This window comes from Streptomyces sp. NPDC026394 (assembly GCF_055567735.1).
Genome location: NZ_JBVHPX010000002.1, coordinates 50,307 through 71,015 on the forward strand (window position 1 = coordinate 50,307; position 20,709 = coordinate 71,015).

The following is a 20,709-nucleotide window of genomic DNA, read 5'->3' on the forward strand; positions in this document are numbered from 1 at the left end:
GGGGTGCCGTGTCGCAGTCCGGTTGCGTTCAGAGCCTGGTCCTCTCGCCGGTCCCGGTGGCGGTCTCCTCCCTACGCTGCCACGGGCGGCACATTCCCAGGAAGCTCAGCAGCGCCAGTACACCGCAGGAGAGCTGGACCACGGCCATCGGTACGGCGGTGTGCTCGCCCGCGATGCCGACCAGCGGCGAGGCGACGGAGCCGAGCAGGAAGGTGGAGGTGCCCAGCAGCGCCGAGGCGGAGCCCGCCGCGTGCCCCGAGCGCAGCAGCGCCTTGGTGTTGGCCGACGGCATGACCAGGCCCATCGCGGACATCAGGACGAACAGCCCGGCGGCCATCGGCCACAGCCCGACCTCGCCGAAGACACCGGCGGCCATCAGCAGCAGTGCCGTCGCGGCGGCGGTGATCAGGCCCAGGCCGATGCCCAGCACCTTGTCCAGGCTGACCCGGCCGACCAGCACCTTGCCGTTGATCTGGCCGACCAGGACCAGGCCCACGGAGTTGACGCCGAACAGCAGGCTGAAGGTCTGCGGGGAGGCGCCGTAGATCTCCTGGATCACGAACGGCGAGGCCGAGATGTACGCGAACAGCGCGGCGAAGGCGAACGCACCGACGATCAGGTAGCCGGAGAAGGCACGGTCGGCGAGCAGGCTGCGCATGGTGTGCAGGGCCTCGCCGAGGCCGCCGGAGTGCCGCCGCTCGGGCGGCAGCGTCTCGTGCAGGCGGCGCCAGACCAGCAGGGTGAGCAGTACGCCGACGACGGTGAGCACCACGAAGACGCCGCGCCAGTCGGTGACCTGAAGGATCTGCCCGCCGATCAGCGGCGCGACGACGGGGGCGACGCCGGAGATCAGCATCAGGGTGGAGAAGAAGCGGGCCATCGCCACGCCGTCGTACAGGTCACGCACCACGGCGCGGGCGATGACGATGCCGGCCGCGCCCGCCAGGCCCTGGAGCAGCCGGAAGGCGATGAGCAGTGCGGCGTTGGTGGCCAGGGCGCACAGCGCGGTGGCGACGATGTAGATCACCATGCCGGCGAGCAGCGGCCGGCGGCGGCCCCACTTGTCGCTCATCGGGCCGACGACCAGCTGCCCCAGGGCCATGCCGGCGAGGCAGGTGGTCAGGGTGAGCTGGACGGTGGCGGCCGGGCTGTGCAGCGCGCTCGTGACCTCCGGCAGGGCCGGCAGGTACATGTCCATGGAGAGCGGCGGCACCGCGGTCAGGCCACCGAGGACGAGGGTGACCAGCAGGCTGGTACGGCGGGACGCGGCGGGCGGCGCCGCCACGTCCCGCTCGGCTATCGGAACGCTGTCCTGGGGCTCCGTCGTTCCGGTGCCGGGGTCCGTCATGAGTGTCTCCATGGATGGTTGATGGCCTGACCATGGTGTCATGCACGGAATGGGCCCCCGGGCCCTTTCGGACAGGACCTTCGGCGGGGGGCCACGGTCCTAGGACCGGACACGGGCCTCCGGCGGACCGGGGGGGCAGCCCCCGGCGGCACGGGATCAGGCCGGCTTCAGCCCCGGATCGCCCGCCTCGGACACGAACGACCCGGCCGTGATCACCGGCGCCCCCGGCTTCGTCACCTTCGCCACCGTGCGGAAGTCGGCCCGCGCCTTCTCCCGGTCCAGCGTGACGGTCACGTACCCGCGCCGGCCGTTGTAGAACTTCAGGTGCGGGTTGGCCGCCAGGTACGTGCCCCAGTTGGCCGGCTTGTCCGCCCCGTCCTCGCCGCTGGCGATCGAGGTGGTCACGAACTCCACGCCCGCGGTCCGCGACTTCTCGTCCCGGAAGTCCCGCTTGATGTCGAACGCGTAGTGCACGTGCACATCGCCGGTCAGCACGACGAGGTTGTCCACGCCCGCCGCCTCCGCGCCCTTCAGCACCCGCTCCCGGGAGGCCGGGTAGCCGTCCCAGGAGTCCATGCTGAGCTTGTAGCCGGGGCCGGTGGCGTTGCGCCGCTCGGAGAAGGTGACCTGCTGCGGCAGCACGTTCCACAGCGCCGAGGAGGAGCGCCAGCCGTCGACGAGCCAGCGTTCCTGCTGCGCGCCGGTCAGGGTGCGGGCGGCGTTCGTGGACTCCGGGCCCGGCGCGTGCCAGCCGTCGCCGTACGCCTGGTCGGAGCGGTACTGGCGGGTGTCCAGCACGTCGAACTGGGCGAGCTGCCCGAAGTGCACACGGCGGTAGAGCTGGGCGTCCGGGCCGTTGGGGCGCTGCGGGCGGCGCAGCGGCTGATTCTCCCAGTACGCGCGGTAGGCGGCGGCCCGGCGCAGCAGGAACTCGCCCTTGGGGGCGTTGTTCTCGCTGATGTCGTCGGCGTAGTTGTTCTCCACCTCGTGGTCGTCCCACGTGACGATGAACGGATGCGCGGCGTGCGCGGCCTGGAGGTCGGGGTCGGACTTGTAGAGCGCGTACCGCAGCCGGTAGTCCTCCAGCGTCACCGTCTCGCGGTTGAAGCGCGCGGGCAGCTTGCGGTCGGTGTACTTGCGGGCGCCGCCGACGGCGTCCACCGGGTACTCGTACAGGTAGTCGCCGAGGTGGAAGACCACGTCCAGGTCCTCGGCGGCCAGGTGCCGGTGGGCGGTGTAGTAGCCGTCGTGGTACGCCTGGCAGGAGACGACGCCCAGCCGCAGCTCCTTGTTCTGCGCGCCGCGCGCGGGCGCGGTACGGGTCCGGCCGACCGGGCTGATCCAGTTTCCGGCCCGGAAGCGGTAGTAGTAGACGCGGTCCGGGGCGAGGCCGGTGGCCTCGATGTGCACCGCGTGGCTGAACTCCGGGTGCGCCTCGGCCCGCCCGCGTCCCGCCAGCCGCCGGAACTTCTCGTCGTACGCGACCTCCCAGCGCACCGTCATCCGGGCCTTGGGCATACCGCTGCCCGGCTCGTACGGCTTCGGGGCGAGGCGGGTCCACAGCACGACGGAGCCGGGCAGCGGGTCGCCGGAGGCCACCCCGAGCGTGAAGGGGTTCTCGGTGATCTTGCGGGCGTCGGCCTCGGCGGCGGCGTACGCGACGCCGGTGCCCGGCAGGTTGGCCGCGAAGGCCAGCGCCGCGGCGGCCCCGGTGCCGGTGAGGAAGCGGCGCCGGGCGAGCTGTGCGGCGGCGGCCCGCATCTCCTGCGTGTACGGGGCGCCCTGAGGCCCTTGTTCGGGGCGCGCGTCCTGCTCGTACTGACCTTGACGGGCCATCTGCCCCTCCCTGGACTGGTGTTGTCACCAGCGATTGGAGGGGCGGACGACGGCATTCCGCTGTCCCAGGTTCGACGCACACATGACAACCGGATGATGTCTGCGCCCGTATCGGACGCCCATGGACAATCACGGCGGTGCCCGGCGGGTCCGGAACTCCGGCAACGCCAGAAGCGCCCGGCAGCCCCGGGGCCGCCGGGCGCACCCTCCACCGCCGGGACGGCGCTTCCGTAGGATTCGGGACATGGCTGAACTGATGGTGCGCGACGGCACGTGGTCCTTCGACGGTGACCGGGTGTGGATCGTGCCGGGGCAGGAACGGGGCGTGCACCGACTGCGGCAGGATCTCGGTGAGATCTCCGTCCCCCTGGAGGCACTGGCGGGCATCGCGTACGAACCGGCCCGCAAGGGCGGCCGGTTGCGCCTGCGGCTGCGGGACGGCGCCGACCCGCTGCTGCACGTCACCGGCGGTGGACTGCCGGACGACGCGAACCCCTACCAGGTGAGCGTCGATCCCGACCGTACCGGCGTCGCCGAGTACTTCGCCGACGAGGTGCGCCAGTCCCTGCTCCTCGACCAGGTGGTGACCGGCCCCACCGACCGCTACCTGCTGCCGGGCCCCGCCGTGCCGCTGTCCGCCGCGGGCGTGGACGGCGTGGCGACCTTCGACGGGGAGCGGGTGCACATCGACTGGCGCTGGACCACCAGCGAGAGCAAGAAGCACGCGGGCGCACGGGACTTCGCCCTCACCGACCTGGCCGGGGTCGACTGGCGCCCCGCCTCCGGGCTGGAGTCCGGCTATCTGCGCTTCCGCCCGAAGGGCGTCACGGCGAAACTCAAGCCGGAGCACGACCCGAACGCCATCGAGCTGTGGGGCTTCAAGAAGGAGAGCGGCCGCACCGCGCTGCTCGCGGCCGCGGTCGCGGCACGGCTGCCGCACCCGTCGGGCGGGGCCGCACCGACGGAGGCGGGCCCGGTGGCCGCGGCCCAGCCCGCACCGGCCCTGAACGCTGCGGCGGACCCGGCCTCCCAGAGCGGCGGCCAGGACGCCGACGTCCTGCTCCGCCGACTGCGTGAACTCGGCGAACTCCATCGGGACGGCATCCTGACCGCCGAGGAGTTCGCCGAGGCCAAGGCGGCCGTGCTCAAAAGCTTTCACGGGGCGGGGTGAGCAGGGGGCGAGGGAACACGGGGCGGGGGGGGGACACCGGGCAGGGTGAACCGGACGCCGGACGCCCGGACACTGGACGCCGGACACCGGTACCCCGGGCGCCCGCCCCGCGGCCTACCCTGCCGCCATGACGACACCCGACGCCGGTACGGCATCCCGTAACGACACCCCGCCCGCGTCCGCACCCGCGCCGACCGCCCTGATCACCGGTGCCGGTTCCGGCATCGGCCGGGCCGTCGCCCTGGCCCTCGCCGGGGCCGGCTGGTCGGTGGTGCTCGCCGGGCGGCGCGCCGACGCCCTGGAGGAGACCGCCCGCCGGGCGGAGCGGAGCGGCGACGACCCCGAGGGCCCGGCCGCCCTGTGCGTCCCGGCCGATGTGACCCGCCCCGACCAGGTGGACGCCCTCTTCGCCGCCGCTCGCGCCCGCTTCGGCCGGCTGGACCTGCTCTTCAACAACGCCGGAACGTTCGGCCCGCCCATACCGCTGGAGGAACTGGCGTACGACGACTGGCGCACGGTCGTCGACACCAACCTCACCGGCGCCTTCCTCTGCGCCCAGGCCGCCTTCCGCGCCATGAAGGAGCAGGACCCGCGCGGCGGCCGCATCATCAACAACGGCTCGGTCTCCGCCCACGCACCGCGCCCGCACTCCGTCGCGTACACCGCCACCAAGCACGCCATGACCGGACTGACCAAGTCGCTCTCACTGGACGGGCGTCCGTACGGCATCGCCTGCGGGCAGATCGACATCGGCAACGCGGCGACCGAGATGACCGGACGGATGCGGACCGGCATCCTCCAGGCCGACGGCCGTACGGCGGTCGAGCCGGTGATGGACGCGGCGGACGTGGCCCGTACGGTCCTGCACATGGCAGAGCTGCCGCTGGGCGCGAACGTGCAGTTCGCGACGGTGATGGCGACGGCCATGCCGTACATCGGCCGCGGCTGACGGCCGCCCGCCTTCCGTCCGGCCGTCCGTCCCACCGTCCGTCCCCCTTCCTTCCGTCCGTCCGGACTTCGGCGCGACGCGCTCCTGACAGACGGCGCGTCCGGTGGGACTCTTCCTGACGCACGTCCATCCGCACCGCTCATCTGCCGGGCCGCGGTACCCGCGGCCACGTAGTCGACGGCCGCGCGGTTCGCCACCGCGCGGCCTTGCAGAAGGAGTCACGCGTGAGACGAAACGTCAGCACCTCCCCCGGCATCCGTCGGCGCGGCGCGTCCCGTGCCGTCGCCTGTGCCCTGACCGCCGCCGGCGCCCTGCTCGTCTCGGCTCTCCAGACCGGTGCGGCGGGCGCGGTCGGCGCGGACCCGGCCCGTACGGGTACAGGTTCGAGTACGGGCTCGGCCTCCTCCGTGGCCGACTTCTGGACGGCGGAGCGGATGCGCGAGGCCGCCCCGCTGGATCTGCTGTCGGCCGGGGCCGACGGGCCCGCGAAGCGGTCCGCCCTCGCGAAGAATCGATCCGCCGCCGCAGAGGAACGGCCCGCCGCTGCGGAGAAACGATCCGGCAGTACGGCGGACCCGACCGCCGCACCCGTCCGACGCGGCTCCGAGCGCACCGTACGCCCCACCCTCCCCGCCACCACATCCGCCTCCGCCCCGGCCCCCAAGGCGTTCCCGCAGACGGGCGCCCCCTGGACCGGTGGCGGCGCCGTGTCGCACACCGCGGGTCGGGTGTTCTTCACGTACCAGGGCCGCACCGCCTCCTGCTCGGGCAACGCCGTCACCAGCGCGAACAAGAGCACGGTGCTCACCGCCGGGCACTGCGTGAAGCTCAACGGCGCCTGGCACGGCGACTGGGTCTTCGTACCCGGCTACCACGACGGCCAGGCCCCGTACGGCAAGTGGGCCGCCGCCAAGACCCTCGCCACACCGCAGTGGACGGCGAGCGAGAACATCAACTACGACATCGGCGCCGCGGTCGTCGCCCCGGTCGGCGGGCAGCGGCTGACCGATGTCGTCGGCGGCCAGGGTCTCGCCTTCAACACCGGCTACAACAAGCCGATGTACGCCTTCGGTTACCCCGCCGCCGCGCCGTACGACGGCAGCGAACTCATCTACTGCAGCGGCAACACCATCAAGGACCCGCTGTTCTCCACGGACCACGGCCTGTCCTGCAACATGACCGGCGGCTCCAGCGGCGGCCCCTGGTTCACCTCGTTCGACGAGGCCGCCGGCACCGGCCTGCAATCCTCGGTGAACAGCTTCGGCTACACCTTCCTGCCGAACACCATGTTCGGGCCGTACTTCGGTGCCGACGCCGAGAACCTCTACGACGAGGCGCAGTCGAGCTGACCGTACCGCCCCGTACCGCACCGTCCGGCCCGCGAGCGGAACCCGCACCGGGCCGTCACACACACGCCGTCCGGAGGGGTGCGCCCAGCGGCCGCCCCTCCGGACGGCGGGCACCGCACGGGGTCGTTCCCCGGAGCTCTCCTTTCCGGGGCTGCCCGACAATTCACGCACACGTTATGCAGAAATCGGTATGCCCCCGGCGCCATTCTCACGCTTTTCATGCCCTTCTCATCGAAAACTCATCAACACCCGCCCACCAGCCGTCATTGCGCCGGAACGACACCCCTGAACGGATCATGCATTCCCTGCCCACCCCTGTCCGAATTTTTTCCTTGCGGAATGGGGGACCCCCACTCCGGGTAATTCGGTGCTAGCGTCCACCGAGCAGAAGTGCACTTCCTGCGCACTGATTCCTTGCCCGACCATTCGTCGCCGAGGGGACTTCCATGACCATGTCCGACAGCAGTGCGAGCAAGGGCCCGGCGCCCGCTCCCGAAGAAGTCGGCGCGATGTACGACCGGTTCGGCGACCTGCTCGCCATGGTGCTCGGCCGCAGCGCCCTGCACGTCGGCATGTTCGTCCCGCACGACGAACGGACCGCGGCCGCCTCCCTCCTCGGCCTGTCCGACCTCGCCCAGGACCGGCAGACCGAGTTCCTCGCGGACCTCCTGGCCGACGTCCTCCCGCCGTCCCCCCGCCTGCTCGACATCGGCTGCGGCACCGGCGGCCCCGCCCTCCACCTGGCCCGGCGCACCGGCGGCCGTGTCACCGGCATCACCGTCAGCAGGGAACAGCTGGCCCGCTGCGGGGAACGGCTGAGCACCGCCACCGACCTCGACGGCCGGGTCGACTTCAGGTACGGCAACGTGATGCGGCTCGACCACGCCGACGCCACCTACGACGCCGCCTGGTCCATCGACTGCTTCCCGCACCTCTCCGACCGGCCCGCCGGACTGCGCGAGGCCCGGCGCGTCCTGCGGCCCGGCGGCCATCTGTTGATGACGGAGTTCACCCGGCGCGGCACCGACGTCCCCCCGGAGACCGAGGCATTCACCCGGCTGTGGGCGTCCCCGCCGCCCACCCCCTTCGCCACTCTTCTCGAAGAGGTCGAAGAAGCCGGGTTCCGTGTCGCCCGCGTACAGAACATGACATCGAACGTCGCACTGTGCGGCGAGCTGATGTACGCGCTCTACCAGGAACAGCGTGACGCCATCGAGCAGCGCTTCGGAAAAGAGGCCGTCGCCCACACCGATCCGCTGATGGAACCGTTCCGCACATTCTGCCGAGACCACGTGGACTATTACCTGCTGCTGCTCGGCAAGCCGGAGAACTGACCGGCCGGCCCGGGCCCGACAGCCCGTCCGCACCGATTCGAGAGCTGACTTCCCCCTATGGCCGCCAAACCGCCCTTCGGCCTGCCCGCTTCCCCGCCTTCCGCCGCCTCCCCCACGCGATCCGCGCCGCTCTCGCCGCCTGCCCGGCGCACGCCCCCCTTACCTCTGGACACCCCAACGGGCCGGCGACCGCGCCGCCGGTGGGAGGTGTGGCGCTCACCCGAGGGCCAGCCCCGCTGGGCACGGCCCGCGCTGCTCGGTGTCGCGGCCCTGGCCGCGCTCCTGTACGCGTGGAACATCACCGCCAGCGGCCTGGCCCCGTACTACTCGGTGGCCGCCCGCAGCATGACCGAGAGCTGGAAGGCTTTCCTCTTCACCGCCTACGACCCGTCCGCCACCATCACCCTCGACAAGATCGGCGGCTTCCTCTGGCCGCAGGCCCTCTCCGCCCGCCTCTTCGGCTTCCACGACTGGGCCCTGACCCTGCCCCAGTGCGCCGAAGGCGTCGTCTCCGTCCTGGTCCTGTACCGGGTCGTACGCCGCTGGCAGGGCCCCGCCGCCGGACTCCTGGCCGCCGGACTGCTCACCCTCACCCCCGTCACCGCCTCCCTGTTCGGCCACGCGATCCCCGACGCGGCCCTGATCATGTGCCTGGTGCTGGCCGTCGACCGCTGCCAACTCGCCGTGCGGGGCGCCCGTTTGCGCTCGCTGGTATGGGCCGGTGTGTGGGTGGGGCTGGCCTTCCAGGCCAAGATGATGCAGGCGTGGCTCATCGTCCCCGCCCTCGCCATCGGCTACCTCGTCACCGCCCCGGTCACGGCACGCGCCCGGGCCGGTCATCTGCTGACCGCCGGGGCCGTGCTGTTCGCGGTGTCGTTCTCGTGGGTGCTGATGATGACCTTCACTCCGAAGGACGTACGCCCGTACGCGGACGGCTCGACGAACAACAGCGCGCTGTCGACGGTCTTCGAGTACAACGGCTTCAGCCGCCCGGCGGACAACGGACCCGGCGGACCAGACGGACCGGGTGGACCCGGCGGACCAGACGGACCGGGCGGCTCCGGCATCCAGTCCGGAGGCCGCACCGACCGGACCGGCCCGCCCGCCACGGACGCGCAACCGCGCCCCCGGCCGGCCACCGATGCGAAGCCCTCCGGCGCGCACCGCAAAATGGTCAGCCTGGGCAGCGAGAAGAACACTTGGTACAAGCTGCTCACCTCCCGCTTCACCCAGCAGATCGGCTGGCTGTACCCCCTCGCCCTGATCGGCCTGGTCCACGGCCTGGTGCTGCGCGGCAGGCGCCCCCGTACGGACCGGCTGCGCGGCGGCTATCTGATGTGGGGCGGCTGGCTGCTGACCACGGCCGTCGTCCTGAGCGTGGTCGACATCCCGCACACCGCGTACGTGGCGGGTCTGGCCCCCGCACTGGCCGCGCTGGCCGCCGCCGGAGCCGTGACCCTGTGGCGCACCCACCGCGCCGCCACCACCGGTCCCGCACGCCTGCTCCTCCCCCTGACCGTCACCGTCCAGGCCGCCTGGGCCTCCTTCCTCGCCGCCGACCACACCGATTTCGCCCCGTGGCTCATCCCGGCGATCACCACTGCGGCGCTCGTCAGCATCGTGAGCCTTCTCTCGTACGGCCGCGCCACCGGCCGCCGCTTGCGCCCCGTCGCCCTCACCGCCCTGGCCGCCACCTGCGTCGCCCTGTTCGCCGCCCCGGCGGCCTGGTCACTGTCCGTACTGGACCAGCGGTACGCGGGCTCGTCGTTCGAGGCGCACGCCGGTCCCGGCGGCCAGAGCGCCACGGCCGGCGTACCGGGCAGCGCGGTGTACGGAGGCGCGGGCGGCGCCTCGTACGACATGTCACCGGCCCCGCTGACCGCCGCCCAGAAGCGCCTGCTGGACTACGTGCAGCGGCACGACGGCAACGCCATGTACACCCTCTCCGCCGACGGCGGCTGGGCCCGCTCCCGGGCCATCACCCACACCGGCCTGCCGATCCTGCCGCTGGGCGGCTTCGCCGGAATGGCCACGTCCGTCACCCTCGCCCAGTACCAGCACCTCGTCGCCTCGGGCCACCTGCGCTTCGCCCTCCTGAACCCCACCACCCCCGCGTCCGGCGACGCCTCCGAGACGTCCAAGATCAACACCTGGGTCCGCGCCACCTGCGCCGAGGTCGACCCGAAGGCGTACGCGGCGTCCGCCGACCCGTCACTCCCCGAACCCCTCTACGACTGCGCCCACCCCCACTGACCTCTTCCCACCGCCTCCCCTCCTCCCCGCACCCTCCCACCCCTCCCCTCGTTCACCGTGATGTGTCTCACGAGACGTGTGGTGTCCCCTGAGTCGGGTATCCGGCCCCGGGACCGCAGGACGGACCACCGCCATGAAATGGTAGAAATGCGGAGGAAAGCCCTGCGAACCCCTGCGGAGAGGAGACGCCATGTCGTCGAAGCGACGCCGTAAGAAGAAGGCGCGCCGGAAGAACGGCGCCAACCACGGCAGCCGTCCCCAGTCCTGAGCGGCCCGACCGCCGGACTCCGGACATGCGAAGACCCCCGGGACACCGTCCCGGGGGTCTTCGCTGTCTCAGGGCGCTGCGTACCCGTTACGCGGCGTCCACCACACCCGAAGCCGCCACCTCGATCGTCGCGGAGGTGGCACCGGAGCGGGAGCCCAGGCCCTCGATCTTCTTGACCAGGTCCGAGCCCTCGACGACCTCGCCGAAGACCACGTGCGCGCCGTCCAGCCACGGGGTGGCCACGGTCGTGATGAAGAACTGCGAGCCGTTGGTGTTCTTGCCGGCGTTCGCCATGGACAGCAGGAACGGACGGTCGTGCTTGAGCTGGAAGTTCTCGTCCTCGAAGCGGTCGCCGTAGATGCTCTTGCCGCCCGTGCCGTTACGGCGGGTGAAGTCGCCACCCTGGAGCATGAACTCCGGGATGACCCGGTGGAAGGGCGAACCCGCGTAACCGAAGCCGTGCTCGCCGGTGGCCAGCTCACGGAAGTTGCGCGCGGTCTTGGGCACCACGTCGTCGTACAGCTTGAAGACGATGCGGCCGGCCTTGTCGCCGTTGATGGTGATGTCGAAAAATACGTTGGAACTCATAGACGCCATCCTTCCACTTCCCGGCCGCCCCTCGTTCCCGCAGGTCGACGCAGCCCGCCGCCACTCCTCCACAGTTGCGAAACCCGTAACCACTTGCAACCCTGACAACGAAGCGCTCCCCGGCCCCGGAGGGACCCGTGCCCACCCAGCTCGGCCCCGCCGCCCGGCTCAAGGCCGTGGACGGCGCCCCCGCCCTGGCCCGCGGCGCATCGGTGTCCGAGCGGTACTGGGGCCCGGTCTCGGCCGGCGGCGTGTACGCGCTCCTCGCCCTCGCCGCACACCGTGGCCTCCCGACGTGGGGCGGCGTCGCGGTGCTCGCGGTGGCCCTCGCGATCATCGTGGGCTGGCGGGGCTTCCACACCGACAGAGCCCGCCGACGACCGCACACCTGGGTGGAGACGGCGGCCGGCGTCGCCGCGGCGTGCGGGCTCGGTCTGCCCGGCAGCCAGATCCTGTGGAACGCCCCGCTGGACTGGCCCGCCGCCCTGGCCGCCGCCCTCCTGCCGAGCGTGGCGCTGCTCGCCTTCCTCGTCCTGCGCTGGAGGCGCTAGGTGGGCGAGCGGCAGCCGAGGGACTACCTGTCGACGGTCCTGCACTCCCCCCTGCGCCTGGCGATCCTCGGATCACTGCGCCACGTGCACAACGTCGCCTTCGCCGACCTGCAAGAGGCCCTGGGGCTGACAGCCCCCGAACTCTCGCGCCAGCTCCGCATTCTGGAGGACGAAGACATCGTGCAGGTGGCCAAGGCCCGCGAGAACCGCCGCGTACGGACCTACGTACGCCTGTCGGACACGGGCCGCGCACGTTTCGAGGAGTACCTGACCCACCTACGGCGCGTGGTCCAGGAAGACGACGCCTGACAGGCCTCACGGCCCAGCAGGCCGAGGCGTGAGCACGTACGGGTTCCGACGCAGTCGCGGCGCCCTTTCGTAGGGCATGAAGCCCCGCCGCTCCGGCGAGGGATTGGCGGGGATCATGACCGGGTGGGGCGACAGCACCACATCACGTGGCGGAGAACGCGCCACCCTTGACGCCCGCGATGAACTCCACGAACGAACGGGAAGGGACGGAGAGGGCGGGGCCGCTCGGGTCCTTGGAATCACGGACGGGGACTATGCCGGTGGTCGTGGCCTGTGCCGGAGCCCACTCGACACAGGTACCGCCGTTGCCACTGTAGGAAGACTTGCGCCAGATGAGGGGGCGGGAGTCGGTCGTCACAAGGTGCCCTTTCGAATCTGTTGGATCATGGCCACTGATTCTGCCTGAGAGAGCGCTTCGGTTTGTAGCTGATGGTAGGCCCTCACCAGCGGCAGCACGGACGTCAGTTCCCTGTCCAAACGACCGTGCGTCTCGGACTCGACGTAGGAAATCACGGAGCGATCAGGCAAAGTCAGAAGGTTCACCGAGCGGTTGAACGGGCGACGCTCACCTATGGCGTAGGGAGCCACCTGAAGAGTGGTGGTCGGCTCGTCAGCGAACTCGACCAGTCGGGCCAACTGGGCGTCCATGACGGCGGGGCCACCGATCGGCCGCCGAATGCAGCTCTCGTCCAAGACCACGATCACCACGGGGACCACACGCCGCACCAGAGACGCTTGCCGCTCCGCCAGGGACTCGACTCGCTCACAGGCTTGTTCGGGGCTGAGCGTGCCACGCCGCACGTTGCCGTCTTCCAAGGCTCTCGCGTACTCCGGCGTCTGAAGCAGTCCAGGGACCACCCCTACTTCGAACAGTCGGATCTCGGCCGCGCGGGATTCCTGTCCCAGGTACTCCGGGAAGCCTTCCAGCAAGCTGCCGTTCCGGATCTCCGCCCACGCGCGCTCGAACGACTCTGCGGTCCCCGCGAGTCCAAGAATGGCGTCCAAGGCGCGCGAAAAGCGCAGAGTTGGTGGTTTGCAGCATGTTTCGACCGCCGAAACATGCCTCCCCGAATACCCCATCCGCTCCGCCAACTCGTCCTGCTTCCACCCGCGCCTCTCCCGCGCGCTGCGCAAACGCGCACCGTAGGCCGCTTGGGGAGACGCGTCAGGGTTCAACTGCTTCAGGTTTACCAATGTTCTCCCCATTTCCCGAACGTTGAAGACAGGGCGACTGTAGGCCAGCCTGGTCCCCTCGGTAGTGGTGCGACTACGGAGAGGGATGAACTTGCCCCAAAACCACACCCACCAGCCCCCGGTACTCCACAATGACGGCCCGCTTGTCCGGCTGTACCTCCTCGCTGCGGAACGCCCGAAGGCCGCCGAAATCACAGCCCCCAGGAACGGTGACCACAAGTGATCGACCCCGACCCCACCCCCCACCGGGAAAACCTCACCCGGCTCATGCGCTCGCGCGGACGCGACGGCATGCTCCTGTTGCGTACCGGTGGCGGCAGTGACGCAGCCCCCGACGTCCCCCGATCCGAAGGCACGCACATGACGTCTCCCACCCCCGTACCGACCCGCAAGGAAATCCAGATCACCGGCATCCGGAGGCACGTCGCCGAGTGCGTCACGTCCGTCAAGGACAGTCCGTGCGGCGCCCGTTCGAACTCCTGGGACACCGCCCTGCATCTGGACGTGTGGATTCGCGCCCACGCGGACGAGTACGAGCACAAGAAGTTCGTGAAGCGCACGGAAGAACCGGTCAACGTCTTCACCAAGCCCGCCAGGAGGCAGCCGTGAGCGAGAACGGCGGGGCGTCGGCAACCCGACGCTGAGCCGCCGAGACCCCGTCCCCTGCCGCAAGGGCCCATTGCCTGAGAGCCGAAAGCCCCTCCGGCCCGGCGTTCTGCCGGGTCGGAGGGGCCTTTTCACGGCTGGGCGGCGGACGAGTCGGCCTGTACGCCGGGTTTTGTCACCGAAAGGCCTTGCGGCCCGTCGGGAGACGGCCATCCATCTAGGGCTGCCGTTGCCGGCAGCCTCGTGCGGTCTACCCGCGGACTCGGGCGGGCCGCCCTCGGTCGTCCGCGCAGAAACACCGGGGTGTTTCCTCTTGACCTTGCTCCGGGTGGGGTTTACCTAGCCCTCCGAGTCACCTCGGAGGCTGGTGGTCTCTTACACCACCGTTTCACCCTTACCGGCGCCTTACGGCACCGGCGGTCTGCTTTCTGTGGCACTGTCCCGCGGGTCACCCCGGGTGGGCGTTACCCACCACCCTGCCCTGTGGAGCCCGGACGTTCCTCGGGAGGATGCGGTGCATCCCCACGCGGCCGTCCGGCCGGCTCGTCCGCCGTGCGGACCATGGTACCTCCCGGCCGACCGGGGCTTGACCTTGTCGTAGCGGCAACGTTTTTACTGGGTGCAGGAACGTATCGGGAGGGGGCGTTACGTGAGCGAGGGACGCGGTGGAGGCGTCGGGCAACGGTTACTGGCGTACGAGAAGCGGTGGATGGCCAGTCTGGGGCTGTGGGTGGCGCGGCGGCGGGACGGTGTGGGGGCCGGGGAGCGTGCGCTCGGGTACGCGCGGGCGCAGGCGCCGATGTGGTACGGGTTGCTGTTCGTGTGCGTGGTGGAGACGGTCGGCGCCACGGTTCTGCTCGCGAAGCTTCCGGTCCTGCACTGGGTCATGCTGGTGCTGGACGGCTACACCCTGGCCGTGGTGCTGGGCCTCCAGGCCGCCGCCGTGACCCGGCCGCACGTCGTGGGGCCCGACGGGCTGCGCGTCCGCAACGGCGCGCTGCTGGACGTGTGGATACCGCTGGAGCGGATCGCGTCCGTCCGCTACGACCTGCGCTTCCCGAAGACGGAGACGGCCGGGCGGCAGGCGCGGGAGCGGGACGAGGTGCTGGAGGTGGCGGTGGCGTCGCAGACCTGCGTGACGGTCGAGCTGACCGGACCGGTCACCGCCGTGAAGCTGCTGGGGCAGCGGGTGGAGGTCCGTACCGTCCGGTTCCACGCGGACGAGGGCCGGGCCGCGGTCGCCGCCGTGCGGGAGGCGCTGGCCCGGCGGGCCGACGAGCGGGAGCGGGACGGTGAGGACGACGGGGACCGGGGCGTGATCACGCCGGTGTGAAGCGGACCGGGGCCCGGCCCGGGTCGGCTTCGGTGAGGCGGACGCGCAGGCGTCGGCCCAGCGGCAGTTCCGGCAGCCGCTCGCCGCCGTCGACGCGGCCGATCACCGCCGGGTCGTCCAGGTGCACCGTGCCCCGGTCGGGCCGCTCGTCCTGGACGTCGACCACATAGCCGTCGAAGATCTCGCCCAGCCGGTCCCGCATGAGGGCCGCCTCGACGAGGTCGACGCACTCCCGCTCGACCCGGGCGGCCCGGCGGCCGCCTTCCGTCATCGCGCCGGGCAGGGCCGGCAGTGCGGTACGGACCCAGTCCGGCGGTTGCCTGCCGGCCGCCGCGGCCAGGCAGAGTTCGGCGCCGTAGCGGTCGGCGAGGCGCCGCAGCGGCGCGGTGACGTGCGCGTACGGGGCGGCGACGGCGGCGTGCCGGGCGTGTTCCGAGGGCGGCGGGGCGCCGTCGAAGACGGTGTAGCCGGCGCCGCGCAGCAGGGCCGTGCAGTCCTGGAGGAAGGCGGCGTGGGTGGTGCGGGTGGGGTCGAGGGTGCGGATGAGGGCGGCGTACGAGGTGTGGAGCGGCCAGTCGACGCCGAGGGCGTGGGCGGTACGGCGCAGGCGGGCGACGGCACCGTCCGGGGCGGTGGGCAGCGTCCGCAGGACGCCGGTGCCGGAAGCGAGCATCAGCTCGGCCGCGGCCATGCCGGTGAGCAGGGAGATCTGGGCGTTCCAGGCGTCGGCGGGGCGCGGTGCGCGGTAGGCGAGGGTGTAGCCGTCCGGGTGCTCGACGATCTCCTGCTCGGGGACGTTGAGGGAGATGCCGCCGCGGGCGACCTCCTGCTCCTCCCGGAGGCGGCCGATCGTGCGGAGGAGGGACAGCGGCTCCTCGGCGGCGCCGGAGTCGATGGCGCGCTGTACGCCTTCGTAGTCCAGCCGGGCCCGCGAGCGGACGAGGGCCCGGCGTACGTCCGTCGAGCGCAGCGCGCCGTCCGCGTCCAGGTCGAGCCGCCACAGGACGGCGGGGCGGTCCTCGTCGGGGAGCAGGCTGGCGGCGCCCTCGCCGAGGACGGGCGGATGCAGTGGGACGTGACCGTCGGGGAAGTACAGGGTCGTCACGCGGCGGTGCGCCTCGGCGTCCAGCGCGCCGCCGGGGGTGACGAAGGAGGCCACGTCGGCGATGGCGTAGTCGACGCGGTAGCCGCCGCCGGGGCGCCGGGACAGGTGCATCGCCTGGTCGAGGTCCATCGAGCCGGGCGGGTCGACGGTGAACAGCGGGATGTCGGTCGCGTCGGTGGCTGCGGTGTCGGCGGGCGGGTGCGGCCAGCGCGCGGCACTGTCCGCCTCGGCCTGCGCGGAGGGCGGGAACGTCTGGGGGATGTCCAGCCGCGCCCGCAGTTCCCGCAGCGCGGCACGCACGGGCGCCTCTGCTGCTGCGGTCACGCGGAGGTGGCGGCGGGGCATGCTCTTGAGCGTAGGGCGGTTGGGGGGCGGGGGCACGTCAGGGTCGGGAGGGGGAGCCGGCCCCGCCCCGAACGTAAAGTGGCGGAGCCAGTGCACAGAAGGCTAAGGAGAAGCGCGTGCTCGTGTTGTTGCCGCCGTCCGAAGGGAAGGCCGCGTCCGGGGGCGGGAAGCCGTTGGACCTGGGGGCGCTGTCGCTGCCCGGGCTGGGCCCGGCGCGGGAGGCGGTCCTCGAAGAGCTGGTCGGGCTGTGCGCGGCGGACGAGACGAAGGCTCAGGAGGTCCTGGGGCTGAGCGACGGCCTCAAGGGCGAGGTCGCCAAGAACGCGGCGCTGCGCGAGGCCGGGACGCGGCCGGCCGGGGAGATCTACACGGGCGTGCTGTACGACGCGCTGGGGCTCGCCACGCTGGACGCCGGGGCGCGGCGGCTGGCCGAGTCGTCGCTGCTGGTGTTCTCAGGGCTGTGGGGCGCGGTGCGGGTGGGCGACCGGATTCCGCCGTACCGCTGTTCGATGGGGGTCAAGCTGCCGGGCCTGGGCGCGCTGGGCGCGTACTGGCGGGCGCCGATGGCCGAGGTGCTGCCCGAGGCCGCCGGGGACGGGCTGGTCCTCGACCTGCGGTCGGCGGCTTACGCGACGGCCTGGAAGCCGAAGGGCGAGGTCGCGGGCCGTACGGCGACGGTGCGGGTGCTTCAGTCGAAGATCGTGGGCGGGGTGGAGAAGCGGTCCGTGGTCAGCCATTTCAACAAGGCGACGAAGGGGCGGCTGGTCCGTGACCTGCTGACCGAGGGGCGGACGCCGGACAGCCCGGCGGAGCTGGTCGAGGCGCTGGGCGATCTCGGGTACGTGGTGGAGGCCGGGGCGCCGGAGAAGGCGGGCAAGGCGTGGGCGATCGATGTGGTGGTGAAGGAGCTGTAGAGGACGGGAGGCGAGGCGGCAGGCACGGACCCACTCGCCCACTTCCAGGGCGGCGTTGCAACATCCGCAATGAGCGTTGCGGATGATGCGGGGCGAGCGCACTATGGGCACCGTGACTGACGCTGCCCCCTCCCCCGCCGCCCCGTCCTCCGTGCTGGGCCTCGCCCCCGTGATCCCGGTCGTGGTCCTCGACGACGCGGCCGACGCCGTCCCGCTCGCCCGCGCGCTCGTGGCGGGCGGGCTGCCCGCCATCGAGGTGACGCTGCGTACGGCGGCCGCCCCGCAGGCGATACGGGCCATCGCCGACGCGGTCCCGGAAGCGGTCGTCGGCGCCGGTACGGTGCTGACCCCCGAGCACGTGGACACGGCGGTCACGGCGGGCTCCCGCTTCCTGGTGAGCCCGGGGTGGTCGCCGCGCCTGCTGGCCGCGATGAAGGCCGGCGGCCTGCCGTTCCTGCCGGGCGTCTCGACGGCGTCGGAGGTGGTGACGCTGCTCGACGAGGGCGTGACCGAGATGAAGTTCTTCCCGGCGGCGGCCGCGGGCGGCACGGCGTACCTGAAGTCGCTCGCCTCGCCGCTCCCCCGCGCCCGCTTCTGCCCGACCGGCGGAATCGGCCTGGCTTCGGCGCCCGAGTACCTGGCGCTGCCGAACGTGGGCTGCGTGGGCGGCACCTGGATGCTGCCGACGGACGCGCTGCGCGCCAAGGACTGGGGCCGGGTGGAGCAACTGGCCCGCGAGGCCGCGGCGCTGCGCTGAGGCAGCGCCGCAGCCGGGCGGGCGCTACGGCCGGGCGGATGCTACGGCCCGGCGGGTGCTACGGCGTGACGATCGGGAACGACGGGTCCGGTACCGTCAGGTAGCCGAAGACGGTGTCCGCCGCCGGCTGGTCGTCGACGCGGACACCGCCCGCCTTGACCGCCGCGTCGAAGTTCCGCTGGAACAGCGGGCCTTCGAGGATGAGCGAGTCGAAGGCCGACCTGGTCAGGGTGATGGTGGCCTGCGGCTTGCCCGCGTACAGGTCCTTGCCGTCCACGTACACCAGCACGCCGTTGCGCAGTGTGGTGGTGCACTCCTGGCCGGTGTCGGTGAACTGCCACTGGAGGACGATCGCGGCGCGCTGCTCCTGCGCCGCCCTCGGCCCGTCCACGCTGCGGGCCATCGCCGCGAAGACCTGCTCCAGGGTCATGCTGCGGACCAGGTCGGGGGCGCCCTGGCCGGTGGGCCGCGGCGGGCCGGACCGCAGTTCCTCGGCGCCGGTCAGGTAGAAGTTGCGCCACGGTCCGTTCTCCGCGCCGTAGCCGAGCTGTGCGAAGGTTTTGATCTGGAGCGCCTTGGCGTCCCGGACCGCCTTCTCGGAGACGGTGGCGGGGTCGGCGAAGATGACGTGGTTGAGCAGTTCCACGACCCAGCGGTACGCGTCCTGGTCACCCTCGTGCCCGTCGTACGCCTCCTGCGCCTTCTGCACGACGGCCTCGGCGCCGCCCATCGCCGCCACGTACCGCGTACCGGCCGCTGTCGGCGGCAGGTTCCACAGGTGGGCGGGATTTCCGTCGAACCAGCCCATGTACCGCTGGTACACGGCCTTGAAGTTGTGGCTGAGCGAACCGTAGTAGCCCTGGTTGTACCAGTGCTCGGCGAGACCGGCCGGGAGGTGCTGGAGTTCCTCGGCGATCTCGATGCCCGTGTATCCGCGGTTGATGAGCCGCAGCGTCTGGTCGTTGAGGTACGCGTACATGTCCCGCTGATTGCTGAGGAATTCAAGAATGCTTTCCTTGCCCCAGCGCGGCCAGTGGTGCGAGGCGAATTCCACTTCGGTGTGCTCGCCGAAGGTCTGGATCGCTTCGGTGAGGTAGGTGGCCCAGGCGTGCGCGTCCCGTACCTGGGCGCCGCGCAGGCTGAGGATGTTGTGCAGGTTGTGGGTGGCGTTCTCGGCCATGCACAGGGTCCGCAGTTCGGGGAGGTAGATGTTCATCTCCGCGGGCGCCTCGGTGCCGGGCGTGAGCTGGAAGAGCAGCCGTACGCCGTCGATGACCCGGCGGTGCAGCCCCGCCCGCCACGGAATGACGTCGGCGGGCGACCAGTCGTCGCTGGTGACGGCCTGGGCGCTGCCGATGTAGTCGGTCGGCGGCAGCAGGGTGACCTCGCCGGTGGAGACGGTCAGCCCCAGGCCCGAACCGACCTGGGCGTACGGGCTCTTGTCCAGGTCCGCCGCGTACATGTACCCGGCGCGGCGCTGCATCGCCGGGCCCGCGTAGACGTTCTCGCTGACGGCGTGCTCCAGGAACCCGTCGGGCGCGATGACCGGGAGGCCGGCGGGGATCTCGTCGTTCCGCTCGGCGAACAGGCCGCGGGCGCCGCCGAAGTGGTCGACGTGGCTGTGGGTGTAGATCAGCGCGCGGACCGGGTTCCGGTTCCCGGTGCTCTCGCGGTACAGGGCCAGGGCCGCCTGCGCGGTCTCGTAGCAGGCCAGCGGGTCGATGACGATGATCCCGCTGTCCCCCTCGATGATCGTCATGTTGGACAGGTCGTAGCCGCGCACCTGGTGGACGCTCCGCCGCGCGTCGGAGACGACCTGGAACAGGCCGGCCGTCGCGGTGAGCATGCCCTGGCGCCACAGGCTCGGATCGACCGTCGGGGGCGCCTGCTCGCCACCGTCGGCGAGGAAGCCGTACGCGGCGAAGCTCCACACCTCCTTGCCGCTGTCCGACCGGGAGTGGATCGCCGGTACGTCCGGCACCGCCAGCAACCCCCGCTGCGCGTCCTCGAAGTCCCGCGAACCGCGCTCCCGGAGGCGCTCCGCTGACGCCCGGTTGGCCTCCGCCACGGACGGGGAAATCTCGACGGGTCCGGTGTACTCGCTGGGCATACCAACCTCCGTACAGGCATGCGGAATTCACGCATGCGGCGAGGGAAAGGCGCCGATGGCGCCGTTTACGTGCGAGTGACGCTAGGAAACCGGTGTGCGAGTTACAAGGAACCAATCAAGCCAGCAGCCTGAACCGGCCCCGCGCCGGAGAAAAGCGCAGGTATCACGCCAGATATTCGGGGCTGGGAAAGAGGGGACCGCAGGCCGGCAGCGGCTCGGGGAAAAACCGGCCGGTGACAAGGAAAACCCGCCCGCGGCCCTTCGGGGGCGTACGGGCGGGGAGACGCCTCAAGGGCACACGGGCGGGGAGGCGCCCCGGGGGCCCGCCGGCGGGCCGGCACCTCACGGGCACACGGGCGGGCAGGCGCCCCCGGGGCGTACGTACGCCC

General features: G+C 71.7%; 19 protein-coding genes and 1 other RNA gene. 12 read left to right on the forward strand and 8 right to left on the reverse strand.

Features of this window, described 5'->3' with window-relative positions; genetic code table 11:
- Positions 1–28: 28 nt before the first annotated feature.
- Positions 29–1,360: a multidrug effflux MFS transporter gene (locus ACZ4QV_RS04400; protein WP_361879674.1), complete on the reverse strand. Its 1,332-nt coding sequence runs from the start codon at positions 1,358–1,360 to the stop codon at positions 29–31.
- 144 nt (positions 1,361–1,504) lie between these two features.
- Positions 1,505–3,109: an alkaline phosphatase D family protein gene (locus tag ACZ4QV_RS04405; RefSeq protein ID WP_361145195.1), complete on the reverse strand. Its 1,605-nt coding sequence runs from the start codon at positions 3,107–3,109 to the stop codon at positions 1,505–1,507.
- 319 nt (positions 3,110–3,428) lie between these two features.
- Here ACZ4QV_RS04405 and ACZ4QV_RS04410 point away from each other — a divergent pair, with 319 nt between their 5' ends.
- From ACZ4QV_RS04410 to ACZ4QV_RS04435, 6 genes are all read left to right on the forward strand, one after another.
- On the forward strand, positions 3,429–4,355 hold the full coding sequence (locus tag ACZ4QV_RS04410; protein ID WP_361143394.1) for a DUF4429 domain-containing protein: 927 nt from the start codon (positions 3,429–3,431) through the stop codon (positions 4,353–4,355).
- A 127-nt stretch (positions 4,356–4,482) separates the two neighbouring features.
- Positions 4,483–5,304 carry an SDR family oxidoreductase gene (locus tag ACZ4QV_RS04415; RefSeq protein WP_361586813.1) on the forward strand — a complete coding sequence of 274 codons (822 nt, stop codon included), beginning with the start codon at positions 4,483–4,485 and terminating at the stop codon, positions 5,302–5,304.
- 224 nt (positions 5,305–5,528) lie between these two features.
- Positions 5,529–6,653, forward strand: coding sequence for a trypsin-like serine peptidase (locus ACZ4QV_RS04420; protein ID WP_361143399.1), 1,125 nt, complete (start codon positions 5,529–5,531; stop codon positions 6,651–6,653).
- Positions 6,654–7,099: 446 nt separating this feature from the next.
- Complete coding sequence (locus tag ACZ4QV_RS04425; protein WP_361586810.1) at positions 7,100–7,987, forward strand: SAM-dependent methyltransferase; 888 nt, start codon at positions 7,100–7,102, stop codon at positions 7,985–7,987.
- A 207-nt stretch (positions 7,988–8,194) separates the two neighbouring features.
- Positions 8,195–10,240, forward strand: coding sequence for an ArnT family glycosyltransferase (locus ACZ4QV_RS04430; RefSeq protein ID WP_467762569.1), 2,046 nt, complete (start codon positions 8,195–8,197; stop codon positions 10,238–10,240).
- Positions 10,241–10,430: 190 nt separating this feature from the next.
- On the forward strand, positions 10,431–10,508 hold the full coding sequence (locus tag ACZ4QV_RS04435) for a 50S ribosomal protein bL37 (protein WP_370443954.1): 78 nt from the start codon (positions 10,431–10,433) through the stop codon (positions 10,506–10,508).
- A gap of 87 nt (positions 10,509–10,595) precedes the next feature.
- Here ACZ4QV_RS04435 and ACZ4QV_RS04440 read toward each other — a convergent pair whose 3' ends face one another.
- Positions 10,596–11,096: a peptidylprolyl isomerase gene (locus tag ACZ4QV_RS04440; protein WP_361586804.1), complete on the reverse strand. Its 501-nt coding sequence runs from the start codon at positions 11,094–11,096 to the stop codon at positions 10,596–10,598.
- Positions 11,097–11,233: 137 nt separating this feature from the next.
- Between ACZ4QV_RS04440 and ACZ4QV_RS04445 the strand changes: the two genes are divergently transcribed.
- Together ACZ4QV_RS04445 and ACZ4QV_RS04450 are read left to right on the forward strand one after the other, a co-directional pair.
- Entirely contained in the window at positions 11,234–11,647 is a 414-nt protein-coding gene (locus tag ACZ4QV_RS04445; RefSeq protein WP_361586801.1) for a hypothetical protein, read from the forward strand.
- The gene (locus ACZ4QV_RS04450; RefSeq protein WP_361143414.1) at positions 11,648–11,956 is read left to right on the forward strand and encodes a winged helix-turn-helix domain-containing protein; all 309 of its coding nucleotides are present in this window, start codon (positions 11,648–11,650) and stop codon (positions 11,954–11,956) included. It abuts the gene before it with no gap.
- 142 nt (positions 11,957–12,098) lie between these two features.
- Here the strand turns inward: ACZ4QV_RS04450 and ACZ4QV_RS04455 are convergent, their stop codons facing one another.
- Both ACZ4QV_RS04455 and ACZ4QV_RS04460 read right to left on the reverse strand, forming a co-directional pair.
- Entirely contained in the window at positions 12,099–12,314 is a 216-nt protein-coding gene (locus tag ACZ4QV_RS04455) for a DUF397 domain-containing protein (RefSeq protein ID WP_361586798.1), read from the reverse strand.
- Positions 12,311–13,162, reverse strand: coding sequence for a helix-turn-helix domain-containing protein (locus ACZ4QV_RS04460; protein WP_361586795.1), 852 nt, complete (start codon positions 13,160–13,162; stop codon positions 12,311–12,313). The genes ACZ4QV_RS04455 and ACZ4QV_RS04460 overlap by 4 nt, the downstream gene beginning before the upstream one ends.
- Before the next feature lie 348 nt (positions 13,163–13,510).
- Between ACZ4QV_RS04460 and ACZ4QV_RS04465 the strand changes: the two genes are divergently transcribed.
- Entirely contained in the window at positions 13,511–13,759 is a 249-nt protein-coding gene (locus tag ACZ4QV_RS04465) for a DUF7848 domain-containing protein (RefSeq protein WP_361143419.1), read from the forward strand.
- Positions 13,760–13,901: 142 nt separating this feature from the next.
- Here the strand turns inward: ACZ4QV_RS04465 and rnpB are convergent.
- Positions 13,902–14,302: RNase P RNA component class A (rnpB, locus tag ACZ4QV_RS04470), an RNA gene on the reverse strand.
- Positions 14,303–14,405: 103 nt separating this feature from the next.
- Between rnpB and ACZ4QV_RS04475 the strand changes: the two genes are divergently transcribed.
- Positions 14,406–15,089, forward strand: coding sequence for a hypothetical protein (locus ACZ4QV_RS04475; RefSeq protein WP_361586792.1), 684 nt, complete (start codon positions 14,406–14,408; stop codon positions 15,087–15,089).
- Here ACZ4QV_RS04475 and ACZ4QV_RS04480 read toward each other — a convergent pair.
- Positions 15,076–16,539 carry an RNB domain-containing ribonuclease gene (locus ACZ4QV_RS04480; RefSeq protein WP_361586790.1) on the reverse strand — a complete coding sequence of 488 codons (1,464 nt, stop codon included), beginning with the start codon at positions 16,537–16,539 and terminating at the stop codon, positions 15,076–15,078. The genes ACZ4QV_RS04475 and ACZ4QV_RS04480 overlap by 14 nt on opposite strands.
- A 116-nt stretch (positions 16,540–16,655) precedes the next feature.
- Between ACZ4QV_RS04480 and yaaA the strand changes: the two genes are divergently transcribed.
- Both yaaA and eda read left to right on the forward strand, forming a co-directional pair.
- Positions 16,656–17,453 carry a peroxide stress protein YaaA gene (gene yaaA / locus ACZ4QV_RS04485; protein WP_361586787.1) on the forward strand — a complete coding sequence of 266 codons (798 nt, stop codon included), beginning with the start codon at positions 16,656–16,658 and terminating at the stop codon, positions 17,451–17,453.
- Between the two features lie 103 nt (positions 17,454–17,556).
- The gene (gene eda, locus ACZ4QV_RS04490) at positions 17,557–18,210 is read left to right on the forward strand and encodes a bifunctional 4-hydroxy-2-oxoglutarate aldolase/2-dehydro-3-deoxy-phosphogluconate aldolase (RefSeq protein WP_361586784.1); all 654 of its coding nucleotides are present in this window, start codon (positions 17,557–17,559) and stop codon (positions 18,208–18,210) included.
- Positions 18,211–18,268: 58 nt separating this feature from the next.
- Here eda and ACZ4QV_RS04495 read toward each other — a convergent pair whose 3' ends face one another.
- Complete coding sequence (locus ACZ4QV_RS04495) at positions 18,269–20,320, reverse strand: alkyl/aryl-sulfatase (RefSeq protein WP_361586781.1); 2,052 nt, start codon at positions 20,318–20,320, stop codon at positions 18,269–18,271.
- Positions 20,321–20,709: the final 389 nt, after the last annotated feature.